At 69.4% G+C, this 17,050-nt stretch carries 19 protein-coding genes and 1 pseudogene; 6 read left to right on the top strand and 14 right to left on the bottom strand.

The window, feature by feature from the left end:
• Positions 1-4: 4 nt before the first annotated feature.
• The 3 genes from ACAH41_RS22755 (at position 5) to ACAH41_RS22765 (ending at position 800) form a co-directional block, all read left to right on the top strand.
• A complete protein-coding gene (locus ACAH41_RS22755; RefSeq protein WP_325653385.1) occupies positions 5-196 on the top strand; it encodes a DUF2905 domain-containing protein in 192 nt (63 codons plus the stop codon).
• 99 nt (positions 197-295) lie between these two features.
• Positions 296-574, top strand: a complete 279-nt coding sequence (locus tag ACAH41_RS22760; RefSeq protein ID WP_325653387.1) for a BrnT family toxin — start codon at positions 296-298, stop codon at positions 572-574.
• A gap of 1 nt (position 575) precedes the next feature.
• Positions 576-800, top strand: a complete 225-nt coding sequence (locus ACAH41_RS22765; protein ID WP_325653389.1) for a BrnA antitoxin family protein — start codon at positions 576-578, stop codon at positions 798-800.
• 56 nt (positions 801-856) lie between these two features.
• Here ACAH41_RS22765 and ACAH41_RS22770 read toward each other — a convergent pair whose 3' ends face one another.
• From ACAH41_RS22770 to ACAH41_RS22810, 9 genes are all read right to left on the bottom strand, one after another.
• The gene (locus tag ACAH41_RS22770; RefSeq protein WP_325653732.1) at positions 857-2,098 is read right to left on the bottom strand and encodes a multifunctional CCA addition/repair protein; all 1,242 of its coding nucleotides are present in this window, start codon (positions 2,096-2,098) and stop codon (positions 857-859) included.
• A gap of 17 nt (positions 2,099-2,115) precedes the next feature.
• Positions 2,116-3,141 (bottom strand): complex I NDUFA9 subunit family protein, encoded by a 1,026-nt coding sequence (locus ACAH41_RS22775; RefSeq protein ID WP_325653391.1) that lies wholly within the window; start codon positions 3,139-3,141, stop codon positions 2,116-2,118.
• On the bottom strand, positions 3,138-5,231 hold the full coding sequence (locus tag ACAH41_RS22780) for a transglycosylase SLT domain-containing protein (RefSeq protein WP_325653393.1): 2,094 nt from the start codon (positions 5,229-5,231) through the stop codon (positions 3,138-3,140). The genes ACAH41_RS22775 and ACAH41_RS22780 overlap by 4 nt, the downstream gene beginning before the upstream one ends.
• Before the next feature lie 64 nt (positions 5,232-5,295).
• Positions 5,296-6,510, bottom strand: a complete 1,215-nt coding sequence (locus ACAH41_RS22785; RefSeq protein ID WP_325653395.1) for a D-amino acid dehydrogenase — start codon at positions 6,508-6,510, stop codon at positions 5,296-5,298.
• Positions 6,507-7,922 (bottom strand): amidase, encoded by a 1,416-nt coding sequence (locus ACAH41_RS22790; RefSeq protein WP_325653397.1) that lies wholly within the window; start codon positions 7,920-7,922, stop codon positions 6,507-6,509. Before ACAH41_RS22790 ends, ACAH41_RS22785 begins: the two co-directional genes overlap by 4 nt.
• An 8-nt stretch (positions 7,923-7,930) precedes the next feature.
• Positions 7,931-8,617 (bottom strand): amino acid ABC transporter permease, encoded by a 687-nt coding sequence (locus ACAH41_RS22795; RefSeq protein WP_325653399.1) that lies wholly within the window; start codon positions 8,615-8,617, stop codon positions 7,931-7,933.
• Positions 8,614-9,300, bottom strand: coding sequence for an ABC transporter permease subunit (locus ACAH41_RS22800; RefSeq protein ID WP_325653401.1), 687 nt, complete (start codon positions 9,298-9,300; stop codon positions 8,614-8,616). The genes ACAH41_RS22795 and ACAH41_RS22800 overlap by 4 nt, the downstream gene beginning before the upstream one ends.
• Positions 9,297-10,082 (bottom strand): amino acid ABC transporter ATP-binding protein, encoded by a 786-nt coding sequence (locus ACAH41_RS22805; RefSeq protein WP_325653402.1) that lies wholly within the window; start codon positions 10,080-10,082, stop codon positions 9,297-9,299. The genes ACAH41_RS22800 and ACAH41_RS22805 overlap by 4 nt, the downstream gene beginning before the upstream one ends.
• 24 nt (positions 10,083-10,106) lie before the next feature.
• Entirely contained in the window at positions 10,107-10,973 is an 867-nt protein-coding gene (locus ACAH41_RS22810; protein ID WP_325653403.1) for an ABC transporter substrate-binding protein, read from the bottom strand.
• A 120-nt stretch (positions 10,974-11,093) separates the two neighbouring features.
• Between ACAH41_RS22810 and ACAH41_RS22815 the strand changes: the two genes are divergently transcribed.
• On the top strand, positions 11,094-12,131 hold the full coding sequence (locus ACAH41_RS22815; RefSeq protein ID WP_325653405.1) for a helix-turn-helix domain-containing protein: 1,038 nt from the start codon (positions 11,094-11,096) through the stop codon (positions 12,129-12,131).
• Between the two features lie 2 nt (positions 12,132-12,133).
• Here ACAH41_RS22815 and ACAH41_RS22820 read toward each other — a convergent pair whose 3' ends face one another.
• Both ACAH41_RS22820 and ACAH41_RS22825 read right to left on the bottom strand, forming a co-directional pair.
• Complete coding sequence (locus ACAH41_RS22820) at positions 12,134-12,820, bottom strand: glutathione S-transferase family protein (RefSeq protein WP_325653407.1); 687 nt, start codon at positions 12,818-12,820, stop codon at positions 12,134-12,136.
• A gap of 4 nt (positions 12,821-12,824) precedes the next feature.
• The gene (locus ACAH41_RS22825) at positions 12,825-13,811 is read right to left on the bottom strand and encodes a LysR substrate-binding domain-containing protein (protein ID WP_325653408.1); all 987 of its coding nucleotides are present in this window, start codon (positions 13,809-13,811) and stop codon (positions 12,825-12,827) included.
• A 168-nt stretch (positions 13,812-13,979) separates the two neighbouring features.
• Between ACAH41_RS22825 and ACAH41_RS22830 the strand changes: the two are divergent.
• Positions 13,980-14,135 (top strand): annotated as a pseudogene (locus ACAH41_RS22830) (DUF2917 domain-containing protein); the annotation flags it as partial.
• Between the two features lie 59 nt (positions 14,136-14,194).
• Here ACAH41_RS22830 and ACAH41_RS22835 read toward each other — a convergent pair.
• Positions 14,195-14,599: a TfoX/Sxy family protein gene (locus tag ACAH41_RS22835; protein ID WP_325653410.1), complete on the bottom strand. Its 405-nt coding sequence runs from the start codon at positions 14,597-14,599 to the stop codon at positions 14,195-14,197.
• Positions 14,600-14,772: 173 nt separating this feature from the next.
• On the opposite strand from ACAH41_RS22835, the gene ACAH41_RS22840 reads away from it, so the two are divergent.
• Complete coding sequence (locus ACAH41_RS22840; protein WP_325653412.1) at positions 14,773-15,375, top strand: 5-formyltetrahydrofolate cyclo-ligase; 603 nt, start codon at positions 14,773-14,775, stop codon at positions 15,373-15,375.
• 50 nt (positions 15,376-15,425) lie between these two features.
• On the opposite strand, the gene ACAH41_RS22845 is transcribed toward ACAH41_RS22840, so the two are convergent.
• Both ACAH41_RS22845 and metF read right to left on the bottom strand, forming a co-directional pair.
• The gene (locus ACAH41_RS22845) at positions 15,426-16,037 is read right to left on the bottom strand and encodes an OmpW family outer membrane protein (RefSeq protein ID WP_325653734.1); all 612 of its coding nucleotides are present in this window, start codon (positions 16,035-16,037) and stop codon (positions 15,426-15,428) included.
• Between the two features lie 173 nt (positions 16,038-16,210).
• Positions 16,211-17,035: a methylenetetrahydrofolate reductase [NAD(P)H] gene (metF, locus tag ACAH41_RS22850; protein WP_325653414.1), complete on the bottom strand. Its 825-nt coding sequence runs from the start codon at positions 17,033-17,035 to the stop codon at positions 16,211-16,213.
• Positions 17,036-17,050: the final 15 nt, after the last annotated feature.

Consider the following 17,050-nt stretch of genomic DNA (forward strand, 5'->3'; position numbering starts at 1 on the left):
CCCCATGCGCTGGCTGATCGTCCTGCTGCTGATCTGCCTGATCTTCAACCGCGCCGGCGACTGGCTGCAGAAACTCGGCCTCGGCCGCCTGCCCGGCGACGTGCGCTTCCGCATCTTCGGCCGGCAAATTTTCCTGCCGTTTGCGAGTTGCATCCTGCTCAGCCTGGTGGCGTCGGGCGTGATGATGGTGTTGTGAGGTGGTTGTCGACCTTGGCAGCGCCACCGTCGATCGCTGCCCCATTCATTCCAACAGAGCGTGCCTTGACCGTCCCTGCCGCGTACATACAATGTATGCATGAACTTCGAGTGGGATCGAGTCAAGGCAGCTGCGAACCTCAAGAAGCATCAGGTGTCCTTCGAGGAGGCCAAGTCGGTCTTCTTCGACGACTTTGCGGTGCAGTTCTTCGATGAGGATCATTCTTCAACCGAAGAGCGATTCATCATGCTCGGGATGAGCTTGAGCGCCAAGCTGCTTGTGGTTTGTCACTGTGAACGCGCCGAAGGCGAAGTCATTCGCATCATCTCGGCGCGCAAGGCGACTCGCGGCGAGGCCGCGTTTTATCGAGGTGGCTGAAATGAAGGCTGAATACGATTTTTCGAAGATGAAGTCCCGCAAGAACCCATACGCGTCCAAGCTGAAGAAGCCGGTCACGATGCGCTTGTCGGAGGACGTGGTCGACTACTTCAAAGGCATGGCCGAAGAGGCCGGGGTCCCTTATCAGAGCCTGATCAACCTGTACCTTCGCGATTGCCTTGCGCAGAACAGGCGAGTCGAGATCAAGTGGCCCAGCGCGGCCTGACGAACAAGGCCGGACCTCGCGCAGCCGCGATCTGATCCGAACCTCCGTCGCATCCCTCAGGCATCGTCGAGCCGCTCATCCAGCGCCTGCGCCACCGCCTGCAAGCGCGCATGGCGAATGGCAGCGGCCACCGCGGGGCCTTGGGCGCCCTTGGCCATCGCCGCTTCAGCGACTGGCTTGGTGGCCACGCTGTTGGCGGCTTCGAATGCGGCCAGCAGCCGTGGGCCGCTGGGGTAGGGGCGGGTCTCGAAACCGGTGCGGCCGCGGGCGTCGGCTTCGCAGGCGACCAGCGCTTCCTTGAAGCGCTGCGGGCGGCGGAAGGCGTCGCAGCGTTCGATCAGGCGCATCAGTGCGCGGGCGTTGAACTCGGTGGCGCGGTGGATGTTGGTGTGCTCGCGGGCGACCAGCTGGGCGAGTTCGCTGCACTCGGTGGGCGCTTTCAGGCGCAGCGCCAGTTCGCGCGCAAGGTTTTCGCTGCGGGCTTCGTGGGCCAGGTGGCGCGGCCACTCTTCGGGTGGCGTGGTGCCCTTGCCCAGGTCGTGGCACAGGCATGCGAAGCGCACCGTGAGCGGCGCGGCCATCTGCGCGGCCATGTCCAGCACCAGCATCACGTGCACGCCGGTGTCCACTTCGGGGTGGTGCGCAGGCGGCTGCGGCACGCCCCACAGCCGGTCCAGCTCGGGCATCAGCCGCGCCAGCGCGCCGCAGCGGCGCAGCACCTCGAACATGCGGCTGGGCGTTGCTTCCATCAGCCCGCGTGAGACCTCTTGCCAGACGCGCTCGGGCACCAGCGCATCCACCTCGCCGGCCGCCACCATCTGCTGCATCAGCGCCTCGGTCTCGGGGGCGACGGTGAAGTCGTCGAAACGGGCGGCGAAGCGGGCCAGGCGCAGGATGCGCACGGGGTCTTCGGCAAAGGCCTCGCCGACGTGGCGCAGCACGCGCTGCTGCAGGTCGCGCCGGCCGTTGAACGGGTCGACCAGCGCGCCGTCGTCGTCGCGCGCCATTGCGTTGATCGTCAGGTCGCGGCGGGCCAGGTCCTCGGCCAGCGTGACCTCGGGCGAGGTGTGGAACACAAAGCCCTTGTAGCCCGGCGCTGTCTTGCGCTCGGTGCGGGCCAGCGCGTATTCCTCATGCGTCTCGGGGTGCAGGAAGACCGGGAAGTCGGCGCCGACGGGCGTGAAACCGGCGGCGATCATCTCCTCCGGCGCCGCGCCGACGACGACCCAGTCGTGGTCATTGACTGGCCGCTGCAGCAGCGCATCGCGCACCGCGCCGCCGACCACATAGGCTTTGATCGCCACGGCCTGCGTTCTCAGCGGTGGCGCGCGCGCCAGCGGTCCAGCCGGCCGCAGCGCTGGTCGCGGCCCAGCGTGGCCGGCAGTACGGCCGACATCGGCTGCGGCCGGATGCCCAGCGTTGCCAGGTTGGCAATGCCTGCGCTGGCCGGGCTGGCGACGCTGGGCACGGTCAGGCTGGCCAGGTTGTCGCGGCTCAGCAGCGGCTCGCCGGGCGCCAACTCCATCAGCAGCGCCTGCAGCGTGGCCAGCGGGCCCGGCAGCGGCCACACCGGCCGAACCTGGCCGGCGGCCGCCCCCGCCTGCTGTGCCAGCCCGGCCAGCGTGACGATCTCCGGCCCGGCGCATTCGACGACCGGCGGCATGGTCCGCGTGGCCGGCCAGCTCAGCACCTTGGCGATGGCAGCGGCCACGTCACCCACCCACACCGGCTGCAGCTTCGCGTCGGCGCCGGCCAGCGGCAGCACCGGCAAGCGCCGCTGCAGCGAGGCGAACAGCGGCGTGATGTGGTCGCCGTCGCCGAAGATCACCGAAGGGCGGATGACCGTCACCGCCAGCCCCTTGCCCTGCAGCGCCGCTTCGCCCCTGGCCTTGCTGCGCAGGTAGCGCGAAGGCGCATCGGCCGCCGCGCTCAGCGCGCTGACATGCACCACCCGCTTCACTCCCATGCGCTGGCAGGCGGCGGCCAGGCGGGCCGGCAATTGGGCGTTGACGGCGTCCAGCTCGGCCTCGCTGCCGTGCAGCTTCGCGATCAGGTTGACGGCCGCGTCGCAGCCCAGGAGCAGCCCGTCCAGCGCCGCGTCGTCGTGCACGTCGGCCTCCAGCAGGTCGACCAGCGGCAGCGGCAGGATGTTGCGTGCGTTGACGCGCCGGCGCGTCGGCACCACCAGGCGCAGCGCGGTGTCGCGCCGGCCCAGTGCGTTGCCAAGGGCCTCGTGGAAGCCGCCGCCGGCAGCATCGGCGTCTTGGTCGCTGCGCACCAGCAGTTCGCACAGGGTGCGGCCGACAAAGCCGCTGCCGCCGAGGATCAGCACCTGGTTCATTTCATGCCACCTTCGTTGCTGGGATCCACACGGGAAGGCAGGTCCGGTGCCGGCTCCGGCACGCTGCTGTCGCGCGGGCCGATGCTGCCGCCCATGCGCGCCTTCAGCGAGGCCGGTTTGCCGCTCATCAGGCCAGCGTAATAGGTGGCGTTGGACAGCACCTTCTTCACGTAGTCCCGGGTCTCGTTGAACGGGATGTTCTCGGTCCAGATCGCGGCTTCCAGCACCGGGCCATCGCGCCAGCGGCGCGGCCGGCCGGGGCCGGCGTTGTAAGCGGCGGCGGCCAGGGTCTGCGAGCCACCGAAGTCGTCCAGCGCCAGCTTCAGGTAGGCGGTGCCCAGGCGCAGGTTGGTGTCGCGGTCGCTCAGCATGTCGGGCCGGTAGTCAAGGCCGATCTTCTTGGCGGTCCATTTTGCGGTCGACGGCATGACCTGCATCAGGCCGGACGCGCCGACCGCCGAGCGCGCATCCACGTAGAAGCGCGACTCCTGGCGGATCAGCCCGTAGGCATAGGCCGGGTCCAGCCCGATCTCGGCGGCGCGCGGCAGCAGTTGCTCGCGGTGCGGCGTCGGGTAGCGCTGGTTCAGGTCGAACTCGGCGCGGGTGCGGTCGCTGCTGTTGATGCAGCGGTCCCACACCTCGCGCTCGCAGGCCAGCTGCGAGGCGGCCAGCAGCTCGCGGTCGCTCATGCCGATGAGCGAGAAATTCCATTCGCGAGCGCCTTCGGAGCGCAGCCCCGCGGCCAGCGCCATCAGCCCCCGCTGCAGGCCGGGGTGGCTTTGCGCGGCCTGGCGTTCAGGCGCGGTCAGCGGTGCCGGGCGCGGCGGCAGCGGCTGCACGGCGCCCAGGTCTTCCGAGGCCAGCTGGCCGTAGTAGCCCAACTGCGGCGCCAGCGCTTCGAGCAGCTTGCGCGCTTCCTGCCGGTCCACATTGCCGGCCTCGCCGGGCTTGGCCAGCGCCAGCACCGCACGCGCCCGCCAGTACTGCCAGACCGGCTCGTTGCGCTCGGTCGTGCCCATCGCCTCGATGTCGCGCAGTGCCTGCGCCCAGCGCTCATTGCCCTGGCCCAGGCGCAAGGCGCTGCGGGTCATCCAGCCCAGGGTTTCGTCGCTCCAGTCCGGGCGCTCGGCCTCGCGTTTTTTCAGCAGCGACCAGGCCTTCTTCTGCCAGTCCAGGCTGTCCGGGTGAAGGCCCAGTGCCCCTTGCCGGGCGACGATGGCCCAGGCCCAGGCGGCCTGTTCGGGCGGCAGCATCGTGCCCCAGCGTTCGTTGAGCTGCTTGGCCGCCACGTCCACGTCGCCAGATGCCAGGCGGGCGATGGCCAGCGCGCTCAGCCAGGCATGCGTGGCATTGCGCGCGCTGGCCTTTTTGGCCAGGTACTTGGCCGGGTTGTCGAAGATCTCGCCCAGCGGCTTGGCCACGTCGTCGCCCAGCAGGTTGGCGGTGTTGCGGGCCAGCTTCTGGCGGTTGTGCTCCACCGCGTGGCGCAGCTTGCGCCACGCGTCGTCGCTGCCGAGCAGCTTGGCGTCCATCAGCGTCTGCGCCAGGGCCTGGCAGCCTTCGTCGGGGCTGGGCTGGGCCATCCAGGCGCGCTTGGCGCCGTCGCGCGTGTCGCGGCCGGCCACCTGTTCGGCCAGCAGCGTGTAGCAGGTGACCTCGCGGTCGTCGTTCATGCGAAAGCGCGGCTGGTCACGGGTGAAGTTGGCCCAGTCGCGGCGACGGCCAAGCTCCAGCAGCCAGTCGTTGCGCAGCCGGTCTTCCACATAGCTGCCGGGCCAGCGCGCGTAGAAGGCCTCGACCTCGTCCACGCGCACTTCGTACAGCCGGGCGGTCAGCTCCCAGTAGTCGACCCAGGGCGCCAGCGGGTGGCGGCTGTCCAGCACCTGCTGGCGCAACGTGGCGAGCTTGAGCCGGTCGCGCTTCACAAAGGCATCGCGGGCCTGGCGAATGGCGTCGTCGCGGTCCTGGGCGGCAGCAGGGCCGGCCAGTGCCGCCACGGTGCTTGCGGCGATCAGCAGCAGCTTCGACCAGGGGCGCGAAGCTGCGCGGGAATGAGCGGTTCGGAACAGGCTGGACAGGGCGCGAAGCATCGTGCGGGCACTGTACCGCAGGGGGTCGGCGAGCCCTCGCTTCGGCAGGCGTGGCGCAGGGGCTTCAGGGCAGTTTCAACAGCCCGGCGACGCGGGCCGCGCTGCCAGCCGCCAGCGTCAGTCCCAGCGCGCCGTGGCCGGCGTTCAGCAGCAGGTTGTCCCATCCTTGCGCCGGGCCGATCAGCGGCAGCCCGGTGGGCGTGGCCGGGCGCAGGCCGGCCCAGGGGCACGGCTTGTCCAGGTCGCAGGCGCCGGGGAACAGCGCCTCGACCGAGGCCTTCATCTGCGCCACGCGCTGCGGCGGAATGGCCAGATCATGGCCGCCCAGCTCGGCCATTGCCGCCACGCGCAGCTGCCCGGCCAGCGGCGCAAACACCGTCTTGCGCGACAGGTCGGTCACACTCACTCGCGGCGCCCGCTCGGGCCGCCGCAGCGGCAGCGTCAGGCTGTAGCCCTTCAGCGGCCACACCGGCAGGCGCAGGCCCAGCGGCGCGGCCAGGCGTGCGCTCTGGCTGCCGGCGGCCAGCACCCATTGGTCCGCCTCGATCTCGCCAAGTGAGCTGCGCACCGCCCGCACTTGGCGGCCCGAGCTGACAAAACCGCTGACGGTGCAGTGGAAGCGTGCCTGCCCGCCGTGCCGCAACAGCCCGGCCAGCAACGCGCGGCACAGCGCAAACGGATCGGCCACGCATTCGCTTTCGGTCCACACGCCGCCGGCGATGCGCCCGGCCTGGCCGGCCAGCGCCGGTTCGCGGGCGATGCATTCGCCTGCCGTCAGCACCTGCTGCGGCGCGGCGCCATGGCGGACCTGGAAGTCAATTTGCCGACGCTGCGCCGCCAGGCTGGCTTCGCTGCCGCACAGCACCAGCTTGCCGTTGCGGGCAAACGCGATGTCCCAGTTTTCCTCGGCAAGCCAGGCTTCCAGCACCCGCCGGCTGGTGCGCGCCAGCGCCAGCAGCTCGATGGTGCCGCGCTGCACCTGCGCGGTGGTGCAGGCGGCGAGGAACTGCAGGCCCCAGGCCCATTGCCGCCAGTCGGCCACCGGGCGCACGCGCAGCGGCGAGGCCGGGTCCAGCAGCAGCCTGGGCAGGCCGCGCAGCGTGCCGGGCGAGGCCAGCGGCTCGACGTAGCTGTAGCTCAGCTGCGCGCCATTGGCCCGGCTGGCCGCCTGGCCGGGGCCGCTGGCGGCGTCCAGCAGCAGCACCTCGTGGCCTTCCCGCGCCAGCGCATAGGCCGTGGCGCAGCCGATCAGGCCGGCACCGATCACCCCGACCTTCATGCGGCGGCCTCCTGCAGCCCCGGCGGCACGGCGAGGTGCCATTCGGTCGCCTGCTGGAACACGTGGCCCACGCGCAGGATCAGCGGTTCGGCCAGCGGCCGGCCAATCACCTGCAGCGAGACCGGCAGCCCTTGTGGCGAGAGGCCCACCGGCAGTGCCACCGCGCACAGGTCCAGCCAGTTGACGAAGCGGCCCAGGCGCGACAGCGGCGTGGCGAGTTCGTCCACCTCGGCCACCGGAATCGCGCTGATCGCGTTGGTGGGGAACAGGCAGACGTCGAGGCCGTCCATCGCCGCCGTCATCGCGGCCATCGCACCGGCGCGGGCCTTCAACAGCTGCTGGTAGCGCGCCGCGCTGGTCTGGCGGCCGAGCAGGATGCGGCGGCGCACGTGCGGGTCCCAGTTCAGGTCTTCGCGTTCGTACAGCGGGCCGAGCTGCGCATAACCTTCGGCGCTCATCAGCTCGCCGGCCAGCGCCATCGCTTCGGCCAGCGGCTGCGGCAAGGCGCGTTCCACCAGTTGCAGGCCCAGGCGCTGGAAGGCCTGCAGCGCCGTGTCGTAAGCCGCCAGCACCTCGGGCGCAACGTGGTCACGCTCCGCTGCCGGCAGCACCCAGGCGCGCAGGCCGGCCACCGGTCGCTGCAACTGCTCGCCTGCCACGCGGCGCACCGGCGACAGGCGCGAGACCGGGTCGGCCGGGTCCGGGCCGGCCATCGCGTCCAGCAGCAGCGCGGCGTCTTCTGCGCTGCGCGCCAGCGGGCCGATGGTGTCGTGCGTGGGGCAGAGTTCGAGCAGGCCGTGGCGGCTGATCAGGCCGTGCGTGGTCTTCAGGCCGGTGAGGCCGCACAGGCCGGCGGGAATGCGCACCGAGCCGCCTGTGTCCGTGCCCAGCGCGGCGCTGGCCATGCCGGCCGCGACGGCGACGGCCGAGCCGCTGCTGGAGCCGCCAGGCACGCGGTGCGTCGCCAGGTCCCAGGGGTTCCACGGCGTGCCCATCGTGGCATTCGTGCCCCAGCCGCCAAACGCATGTTCGACGGTGTGGGTCTTGCCGATCAGCAGCGCGCCGGCGGCGCGCAGCCGGCGCACCACCGTTGCGTCCAGCGTGGAGCGGCGGGCCGGCAGCGCGCTGGCGCCACCGGTGATGCAGCGCCCTTCGATCTCGAACAAGTCCTTCACCGCGACCGTCACGCCGTGCAGCGGGCCCAGCGTGGTGCCGGCGCGGCGCAGCGCGTCCAGCGCACGCGCGCTGGCCAGCGCCTCGTCGGCATACAGCTCGACGAAGGCGTGCAACTGGCCGTCCAGCCGCCGGGCGCGGGCGAGCTGGGCCTGCACCAGTTGTTCGCTGGTGAGCAGGCCGGCGCGCAGCGCGGCCGAGAGCTGGGCGATGGAGGCTTGAACCGGGATGGGTTGCATGGGAGACGTCATGTTGCACCGAGACCGCGCCGGCCGCGAGACAGCCGCAGCTGCAGCAGCCGAGAAGCCATGGACAGCGGGAAGGCGATGGCGAAGTAGAAGGCGCCGACCAGCAGGAAGATGTGCAGCGGCAGGAAGGATTCGCTGGCAATGGCGCGGGCGGTGAGCATCAGCTCGTCGGTGGCAATCAGCGCGCACAGCGAGCTGTCCTTGAGCAGCGCCACGTAGCTGTTCAGCAGCGGCGGCAGCATCACGCGCAGGGCTTGCGGCAGGACAACATGGCGCAGGGCCTGCAGCGGTGTGAGCCCTGCCGCCAACGCGGCTTCCCGCTGGCCGCGATGAACGGAGGAAAGACCGCCGCGCAGCAACTCGGCCACATACGCCGAGCCATGCAGGCCCAGGCCCAGCAGGCCGGCCCAGAAGCCCGAAAGCCGCAGGCCCAGCGCCGGCAGCGCGAAATACAGCGCCAGCAGCAAGGCCAGCAGCGGCACGGTGCGCAGGCCCTGGATGGCGGCCTGCGCCACGCGGCGCGGCCACGGGCGACCGCTGCGCTGCATCGCAACCCAGCCGGCACCCAGCAGCAGCGCCAGCACAAAGCCCAGCAGCGACAGCGCGATGGTCAGCAGCGCGGCCTGGCGCAGCCGGGGCAACCAGTCGGCCAGCTGGTCGGCATACAGCGCGAAGAATTCGGTCATGGCGTGGCCTCCAGCCGGCCGCGGGTGAGCCGGGTTTCGAAGCGGGACAGGGCCCAGCCCAGCGGCAGCAGCATCGCGGCGTACAGCGCCAGCGCGCTGGCGTAGATCAGCGGCGTCTGGAAGGTGCTGGTGACCAGCTGGCGGGCGAAGAACATGATCTCGGGTGCGGCAATCGCCGAGGCCAGCGAGGTGTCCTTCAGCAGCTGGCTGGCGAAGTTGGCCAGCGCCGGCATCACCAGCCGCAGCATCTGCGGCAGCAGCACGAAGCGCAGCGTCTGCCAGGGCGTGAGCCCCGCGGCCAGGGCTGCTTCGCGCTGGCCGACGTGCAGCGACTTCAGCGCGGCGACAAACACGTCGCACAGCGTGGCCGCGCCAATGCCGCCCAGGCCGAGCATGGCCGCGCTGATCGGCGACAGCCGCAGGCCGACCGAGGCCAGGCCGAAGTACAACAGGAACAGGTGGGCCAGCGCCGGCACGTTGCGCGCCCATTCAATCAGGGCGGCGATCAGGCCGCGCAGCAGCCGGCCGGCCGGCGAGCCACCGCTGCTGGCATGCACCAGCAGCGCCAGCGCGAGGCCACCGGCCAGCGCGATCAGCAATGCGCCGGCGGCAATGCGCGCGGCGGTCCAGGCGCCGGCCGCCAGCGTGGCGAGGATGGACGGGAGCACGTCGAGGGTGTTCATGCTGCAGTCAGCATCTGGCCCAGGAACTGCCGCGTGCGCGCCGCCTGCGGCCGGTCGATCAGCTCGGCCGCGCTGCCTTGTTCGACGATGTGGCCGCCTTCCATGAAGATGACCCGGTCGGCCGTCTCGCGGGCGAAGCGGATCTCGTGCGTCACCAGGATCATCGAGCGGCCTTCGTCGGCCAGTTCGTGGATCACGTTCAGCACCTCGCCGACCAGCTCCGGGTCCAGCGCCGAGGTGGGTTCGTCGAACAGGATCAGCTGCGGCTGCTGGGCCAGCGCACGGGCAATCGCCACGCGCTGCTGCTGGCCACCGGAGAGCCGCTCCGGGTATTCGCTGGCCTTGTGGTGCAGGTGCACCTTGGCCAGCATCGCGTCGGCCAATTCGTGGGCTTCGGCACGGCTGAGGCCCATGGCCTTCATCGGGGCCAGCGCCACGTTGTCGCGCACCGTGAGGTGGGGCCAGAGGTAGAACAGCTGGAACACCATCGCGATGCCGGCGCGCTGCGGCGCCAGTTCGCTGTCGGTCATGAAGCGCCGCTGGCCGTTGCCGCCCTGGCGCTGGCCGATGCGCTGGTGGCCCAGCGTCACCGAGCCGCTGTCGGGCCGCTCCAGGAAGTTCAGGCAGCGCAGGCAGGTGGACTTGCCCGAGCCGCTGGGCCCGATCAGCGACAGGGTTTCGCCCTTGTGCAGGTCGAAGGAAATGCCCTTGAGCACCTCCAGCGGGCCGTAGCGCTTGTGCAGGTCACGCACCTGCAGCAGCGGGGGAGCGGTGGTATTCATGGCGACAGCTTTCGGCGGCAGGGCTTACTTGCAGCTGGGCAGTGCCCAGCTGGCCGGGCGGTCCACGCCGGCGCGGAAGTTCTTGCCGATCGGCATGTACCAGACGTCCTGCACCAGGCCGTAGCGCGTGCCGATCTTCTTCAGCTCACAGCCCTGCCAGAGCTTGGCTATCTCGGCGTTGACGGCCGCCAGCAGCTCGGGCGAATCCTTGTTCAGGCCGATCACGACCTGGCCCAGGCCGGTCAGCAGCGGGAAGTCGGGGTTGTTGTCGGTGAAGGCGTTGAAGCGCAGGTGCCATTGCGGGTTGCGCGAGATGGCGTACTGCATCACCGGCGGGTCGCCGATCACCGCGTCGATGCGGCCGGCCAGCATGTCGCGCACCGCGGCGTCGGAGGTGTCGTAGAGCGACAGTTCCAGCCCGGGGATCTTGCGCAGCTCGGGGATGAACGAGAAGCCGGTGATGGTGCCGACCTTCTTCTTCTCCAGGTCCTTCAGCGTGGTCCAGCTGGTCTTGTCGACTTGCGTGATGCCGTTCTTGAAGTAGTGGATCGGGTCACTCAGCAGCATGATCTTCGAGCGCTGCTCGGTCCAGCCCATGGTGCCGGCCATCAGGTCCACGCGCCTGGCCTGCACCGAGGCAATCGTGCCGGACCATTCCATCAGCGCAGGCTTGACCTTCAGCTTCAGCGTGTCGGCCACGTGCTGCAGCACCTCGCCGTCGTAGCCGATCATCTTGCCGTCCTGCCAGCCGGTGCCGGGCATGTCACCGGTGAAGGCAATCGTCAGCGTGCCGGGCTCGACGGTGGCGAGCGTTTGCGCAAAGGCGCAAGCGCCACTCAACAGCAGTGCAGCAGGCAGCAGGCGGCGCAACAGGGGCAACAACGGGTTCATCGGCAACTCCTTCGGGAACAAACTGGTGGGGTGGACGAAGCCGACTTTAGGAACGCGCCTGCTTCTTGCATTGAAGGCGCAGCCCCCCGAATTGAACGCATGCGACAAGCCTCCCGAACCGTGAAAACTGCGCCCGACACCGGCGCCGACGCGCTGGTTGCGCGACTGGACGCGCCCGCCGCGGGCGGCGTCGAGCTGCGCATCGGCATCCTGCTGTGGCCGCAGTTCCCGCTGCTGTCGCTGGCCGGCCTCTGCGACGCATTGCGCCACGCCGCCGACATCGGCGACCAGAGCCAGCAACTGCGCTGCAGCTGGACAGTGCTGGGCACGCCGGGCGAGCGCATTGCGGCCAGCTGCGGCATCGAGGTGCCGGTGCAGCAGTCGCTGGGCTCGGACGCCACCTTCGACTACATCGCGGTGATCGGCGGCCTGCTGCCGCAGTTGGACAAGGCCGACCGCCGCCAGGTCCGCTTCCTGAAGCAGGCCGCGGCCTCGGGCGTGCCGCTGCTGGGCATCTGCACCGGCAGCTTCGTGCTCGCGCACCACGGCCTGATGGATGGCCACACCGCCTGCGTGCACCCGTTCCACGTGGCCGACTGGCAGCGCCTGTTCCCCGCGCTGCCGCACAGCACGCACGGCGACTACCTCTTCGACGGCTCTCGCATCACCTGTGCCGGCGGCGTGTCCATCATCGAGCTGGCCACCGAGCTGGTGCGCCGCCACTGCGGCGCCGACCGTGCCGCCAAGGTCGTTCACCAGATGACGGTCTCGCGCCGCGCCGCCAGCTCCCACGTCGCCCGCCGCCACGCGCTCGGCTACGCCGGCGCCGAAAACGACAAGCTGCGCCAGGCCATCCTGCTGATGGAAAAGAACATCGCCACGCCGCTGGAAATCGGCGTGATCGCGCGGCTGGTGGACTGCAACCGGCGCCAGCTGGAGCGGGTGTTTGCCGCCGAGACGGGCCTGTCACCCGCGGAGTTCTACCGCCGCTCGCGCCTGAAGTTCGGCCGCTGGTTGTTGACCACGACGGACGCGGCCATCAGCGTGATTGCGGCCGACAGCGGCTTCGCCGACTCGGCGCATTTCATCCGCTTGTTCCAGCAGCACTACGGCATGGCACCGGGGCGCCTGCGTGCCGCGTTGGTTGCGAAAACCTGAAATCAACCCGCCGCAGACTTCCGATACGGCTCTTCGAATTCCCGGAAGTCCTTCTCCGCCAGCGCTTCACCCACAAACGCCGCGACACCCGGCGTCTCCCACACGTTGGCGATGTACTCGGCAACGATGTCGGAGACGGGCAGCGCGTAGGTGCGGATGCGGCCGACGGCCGGGGCGAAGTAGGCGTCGGTGATGCCGAAGCTGCCGAACAGGAAGGGGCCGCCGGATTGCGCCAGGGCTTCGGTCCACATGGCCTGCAGGCGCTGCAGGTCTGACACGACGCCGGGTTGTTCTGCCATCAGCCTGGCGCCGACTTCGGGCAGCGAGGCTTCGAGGTTCTGCGAGCAATGGTTGCGCAGGTGACCGAAGCCGGAATGCATCTCGGCGCAGAGGCTGCGGGCGCGGGCGCGCTGGCGCTGGTCCACCGGCCACAGCGGCAGGTTGGGAAACTTTTCGGCCAGGTATTCGGCGATGGCCAGCGTGTCCCACACGGCGAAGCCTTCGTCGACCAGCAGCGGCACCTTGCCGGTGGGTGCCACCGCATTGACAGTGGCCTTGAAGGCGGAGTCGGCCTCGAAGCTGTCGAATCGCACCATGACCTCGTCGAACGGGATGCCGAAGTGGCGCATCAGCACCCACGGGCGCATGGACCAGGACGAGTAGTTCTTGTTGCCGATGTAGAGCTGCATGGCCTCATCGTATGTCACGGCCGCTGCAACCCACTGCGTCACATGTCTCTTTGGACTGCGCCAGCAGCCAGGCGGTGAAGGCCTGCAGTTCGGGCCGCTCGGCCGGGTTGGCGCCCAGCGGGACCAGCCAGTAGCTGTAGGGTGAGGCGAGTCGGCCGGTTTCGCCGAAGGGCTCGACGATCTCGCCGCGGGCCAGTGCGTCGTGCACCATCGGCAGCCGGGCCAGCGCCACGCCCTGGCCGGCCAGCGCGGCCTGCATCTGCTGGTGCGTGAAATTGACGCTGATCCAGCGGCGCGGCTGCAGCCGGCCCAGGCCTTTGGCTTCCAGCCAGGTGGGCCAGGCCATTGCGGTGGCCTGTGCGGTGCCGTCGTCCATCTCCAGCAGGGTGTGCTCGCTCATGTCGGCAGGGGTGCGCAGCGGCGGGGCTTCGCCGCGGGCAATGGCGTCGGCCAGGCGTGCACCGACGACGGGGGTGAGGACCTCGTCGAACAACCGGATGGCGCCGCCGGGGGCCTTGTCTGGCATGCAGCTGCGCAGTGCCAGGTCCAGTTCGGCGTCGTCCACTTCCACCAGCCGGTCGGTGGCCGAGATGCGGATGTCCAGCTTCGGGTGCTGGCGCTCGAAGTTGACCAGCCGCGGCATCAGCCACAGCGAGGCGAAAGAAGGGAAGGTCGTCAGGCTGACCTGGGTGCGCGAGCGCGCCATGCGGATCTGGCGCACGCTGGTGTCCAGCCGCGTGAGCAGCGGGGCCACGCTGCGCAGCAGCGCATGGCCGGCGGCGGTCAGCTCGACCTTGCGGGTGCCGCGGTTGAACAGGCTGGCGCCCAGTTCTTCCTCCAGGCCCTTGATCTGGCGGCTGATGGCCGGCTGCGTGACATGCATTTCCTCGGCCGCGGCGCTGAAGCTCAGCAGCCGGGCGACGGCCTCGAAGCTGCGCAGGCCGTCCAGCGAGAGCGGGCGCTGGCGTGCACCGGAAAGCGGCGTATTCATGCGCGGATGGTATCAATCGCTGCGCCAAGTCTCATTGGAGTTTTACCGCCCACACGCCGATGATTCAGGCCATGCAGCGGTGAGCTTCTTCCTCCGCACTGATGCAAGAACGCAATGATCCCGCGAGCTTTAAGGAGCCTCACCATGCAAGTTCAAGTCTCTCAAGCGATGACCCTGCGCCAAGCCCAAGCCTGGCGCGCCCCGCGTGCCGGCGACCTCAAGGTGCTGCAAGGCCAGGTTTGGATCACCCGTGCGGGCGATCTGTCCGACCATGTGCTGCAGGCCGGCGAAACATTGCATGTGCAGCGCGGCGAGCGGCTGTCTGCCGGCCCGTGGGAAGCTGGCCAGCAAGCACAACTCGCCTGGCAAGCCCAGCCTGCGCTTCAGCCCTTGGCGCGTTTGCGTGCCGATGCCGGGCTCGGCGTGGCGGCCGGTGCGCGTTTCCTGGCTGGCGGTTTGCTGGCCCTGGCGCGCAGCGCCGAGGCAAACGCCAGCCGGGCCCACGGCAGCATCTGAGTGGGAGAGTCCATCGCGTCATCCGGCGCGGTGAAGTAGCTCAGCGAATGCTGGCCGCCGTCGCGCACGCTGTAGGTGAAGGGCGTGCAGCCCTGGGCCTCGAAGCTCGCGCGGGTTTCGTCGTCGACCTTCAGGTACAGGCGCTCATCGAAGATCAGCGCAAGGAACAGGTCGTCGACATAAAAGCCGTGGCCGCCGAACATGCGGCGGCTGCGCACCGTGCCCAGCGGCGACAGCAATTCCCGGCACCACGCCACGAAGTCGTTGCTCATTGGCACCCCCCGTCCGGCGAGTACGTCGGACGATCCCCCGAGGGGATGCGGGCCGGCTTGGGAGCGGCCCGGCGCTCGGCCCGCGCGGATTGGTTTTGCACAGGGAATTTCATTCCCCATTTTGGCCGCTGCGAGGCCGCACAATGCAAAGCTTCCTGGTACCGAGCCCGACCATGACCCTGCCGTTCAAGCTGCAACTCGAACCTTCCCGCGACAAGGCCGTGCTGCGCAAGCAATTGCAGGCCGAGCGCATGGGGCTGCTGGACCGCCACAAGCGCGCGGCGCAGTTGCAGGAAGTGCTGCAGGTCTGGCTGATCAAGCGGCCCGAGACCACGATCGGCGCGTACTGGCCGATCAAGGGCGAGTTCGACGCGCTGCCCGCGCTGTACCGCTGGAGCGAGGCGGCCGAGCCGGGCCAGCCGCCGCGGCGCATCGGCCTGCCGGTGATGAACCGCGAGACCAAGCGCTTGAGCTTCCACGTCTGGTACCCCGGCTGCGAGATGGAAGAGGACGCCTACGGCATTCCCAAGCCCAAGGACACCGAGATCTTCCACCCGCAGCTGCTGCTGGTGCCCTGCGTAGGCTACGGGCCGGGCGGCCTGCGCCTGGGCTATGGCGGCGGCTTCTACGACCGCACGCTGGCCGAGATCCAGCCACGCCCCTACACCGCGGGCCTGGGCTATGCCCACGGCTATGTGCCGTGGTTGGCGCCCGAGCCGCACGACGTGCCGCTGGATGCCTTGCTGAACGAAGAAGGTGTTCAGTGGCCTGAATAAGGCACACGACTTCGTGCCACCCGCCGGGAGGGCGGGCGGCAAGCTCCCGATCAGAATCGCTTGCCGACACCCACGCCGATCAGCAACGGGTTGACCTTGAAGGTGCCGACCTTGGTGCCGGCGGACTTCACATCGGTCTCGATCTGGACCTTCTTGATGTCGAAGTTCAGCAGCCAGCCGCTGGACATCGGCACGTCCACGCCGGCCTGCAGCGCCCAGCCGAAGCTGTTCTTCTTGACCGACGGGTCCAACGCCGCGTCCACCGCGGGCTCGAAGCTGACCGACGAGAAGCGCGTGTAGTTCACGCCAGCGCCCAGGTAGGGGCGCAGCGCCTGGAGGCCGGTGAAGTGGTATTGCAGCGTCAGCGTGGGTGGCAGGTGCTTGAGGCTGCCGATGATGGTGTCGCCCGAGCGAATGGTGTGGCGCTGCGGGTAGGTCAGCACCAGTTCGGTGGCGATGTTGGGCGTGAAGAAGTAGCTGACATCGAACTCGGGAAAGGCCTTGTCGTTGATCTTCAGGTCCAGCCCGGTGCTGTCGCTGTTGTCGGACTGCAGGTAGAGCGCGCGGGCGCGCAGCAACCACTGGCCGCTGTTTTGAGCAGCGGCGAATTGCGGGGCGAGGGCGGCGGCAACGGCTGCCAGGGCGATGAGGGTCTTGCGCATGATGGCGAACTCCTTGTTGTTGAATGACATGGCGTGATGTCATTGCAACCTTGCAAGGGGTGCGTCAAGCTGTGCTGGCGCAAGTCGCCGGTGCGCGTGGCCGCGCCCGAGCACGGGTCTTGATCCAGGTCAGCAGCGGGCGGGCCGCATGATGCGTGCTCGCCACGCTGGCTTCAGCGGCCCAGGCGCTCGCACAGTGCCAGCGTGGCCGTGCTCTGGTTCATCGTGTAGAAGTGCAGGCTCGGCGCGCCACCGGCCAGCAGGCGCTCGCACAGTGCGCTCACCACGTCCAGCCCGAAGGCCTTGATGCTGGCCGTGTCGTCGCCAAAGCTCTGCAGCCGCATGCGGATCCAGCGCGGGATGTCGGCGCCGGTGCTGTCGGCAAAGCGCATCAGGCCGCTGGCATTGGTGATGGGCATGATGCCGGGCACGATGGGCAGGTCCAGCCCCAGCGCGCGGGCTTCGTCGACGAAGCGGAAATACGCATCGGCATTGAAGAAGAACTGCGTCATCGCGGAATTTGCACCGGCCCTCGCCTTGGTGGCGAAGGCTTCCAGGTCGGCCTGCGGCGACCTGGCCTGCGGGTGCATCTCCGGATAGGCTGCTACTTCGATGTGGAAGTGCTGCCCGGTGGTCTCGCGGATGAAGGCGATCAGGTCGCTGGCATAGCGGAACTCGCCGAAGCTGCCGTAGCCGCTGGGCAGGTCGCCGCGCAGGGCGACCAGCCGGCGGATGCCGGCACCCTGGAACAGCTGCAGCTTCTCGCGCACCGACGCGCGCGTGGCGCCCACGCAAGTGAAGTGCGAGGCCGCGTCCACGCCCTCGGCCAGGATGGCCTGCACGGCGGCCAGCGTGCCGTCCTGCGTCGAGCCGCCGGCACCGTAGGTCACCGAGCAGAACTCGGGCTTCAGCGCATACAGCTGCTGGCGCACGGCAGCAAGTTTGACCACGCCTTCGGGCGTCTTCGGAGGGAAAAACTCTAAGCTGATGGGGGTCATGTCGATCTGACTCGC

Origin of the sequence: Ideonella sp. (assembly GCF_041287625.1) — a bacterium.
In the GTDB taxonomy this organism is placed as follows: Bacteria; Pseudomonadota; Gammaproteobacteria; order Burkholderiales; family Burkholderiaceae_C; genus Ideonella.

Bases quoted from the DNA above. Each gene is read 5' to 3' on its own strand.
- ACAH41_RS22840 (WP_325653412.1), top strand. From the start codon at position 14,773: ATGACCCTGCCGTTCAAGCTGCAACTCGAACCTTCCCGCGACAAGGCC.
- ACAH41_RS22780 (WP_325653393.1), bottom strand. From the start codon at position 5,231: ATGCTTCGCGCCCTGTCCAGCCTGTTCCGAACCGCTCATTCCCGCGCA.
- ACAH41_RS22790 (WP_325653397.1), bottom strand. From the start codon at position 7,922: ATGCAACCCATCCCGGTTCAAGCCTCCATCGCCCAGCTCTCGGCCGCG.
- ACAH41_RS22795 (WP_325653399.1), bottom strand. From the start codon at position 8,617: ATGACCGAATTCTTCGCGCTGTATGCCGACCAGCTGGCCGACTGGTTG.
- ACAH41_RS22820 (WP_325653407.1), bottom strand. From the start codon at position 12,820: ATGCAGCTCTACATCGGCAACAAGAACTACTCGTCCTGGTCCATGCGC.
- ACAH41_RS22760 (WP_325653387.1), top strand. From the start codon at position 296: ATGAACTTCGAGTGGGATCGAGTCAAGGCAGCTGCGAACCTCAAGAAG.
- ACAH41_RS22765 (WP_325653389.1), top strand. From the start codon at position 576: ATGAAGGCTGAATACGATTTTTCGAAGATGAAGTCCCGCAAGAACCCA.
- ACAH41_RS22835 (WP_325653410.1), bottom strand. From the start codon at position 14,599: ATGAGCAACGACTTCGTGGCGTGGTGCCGGGAATTGCTGTCGCCGCTG.
- ACAH41_RS22755 (WP_325653385.1), top strand. From the start codon at position 5: ATGCGCTGGCTGATCGTCCTGCTGCTGATCTGCCTGATCTTCAACCGC.
- ACAH41_RS22785 (WP_325653395.1), bottom strand. From the start codon at position 6,510: ATGAAGGTCGGGGTGATCGGTGCCGGCCTGATCGGCTGCGCCACGGCC.
- ACAH41_RS22810 (WP_325653403.1), bottom strand. From the start codon at position 10,973: ATGAACCCGTTGTTGCCCCTGTTGCGCCGCCTGCTGCCTGCTGCACTG.
- ACAH41_RS22800 (WP_325653401.1), bottom strand. From the start codon at position 9,300: ATGAACACCCTCGACGTGCTCCCGTCCATCCTCGCCACGCTGGCGGCC.
- ACAH41_RS22825 (WP_325653408.1), bottom strand. From the start codon at position 13,811: ATGAATACGCCGCTTTCCGGTGCACGCCAGCGCCCGCTCTCGCTGGAC.
- metF (WP_325653414.1), bottom strand. From the start codon at position 17,035: ATGACCCCCATCAGCTTAGAGTTTTTCCCTCCGAAGACGCCCGAAGGC.
- ACAH41_RS22845 (WP_325653734.1), bottom strand. From the start codon at position 16,037: ATGCGCAAGACCCTCATCGCCCTGGCAGCCGTTGCCGCCGCCCTCGCC.
- ACAH41_RS22805 (WP_325653402.1), bottom strand. From the start codon at position 10,082: ATGAATACCACCGCTCCCCCGCTGCTGCAGGTGCGTGACCTGCACAAG.
- ACAH41_RS22775 (WP_325653391.1), bottom strand. From the start codon at position 3,141: ATGAACCAGGTGCTGATCCTCGGCGGCAGCGGCTTTGTCGGCCGCACC.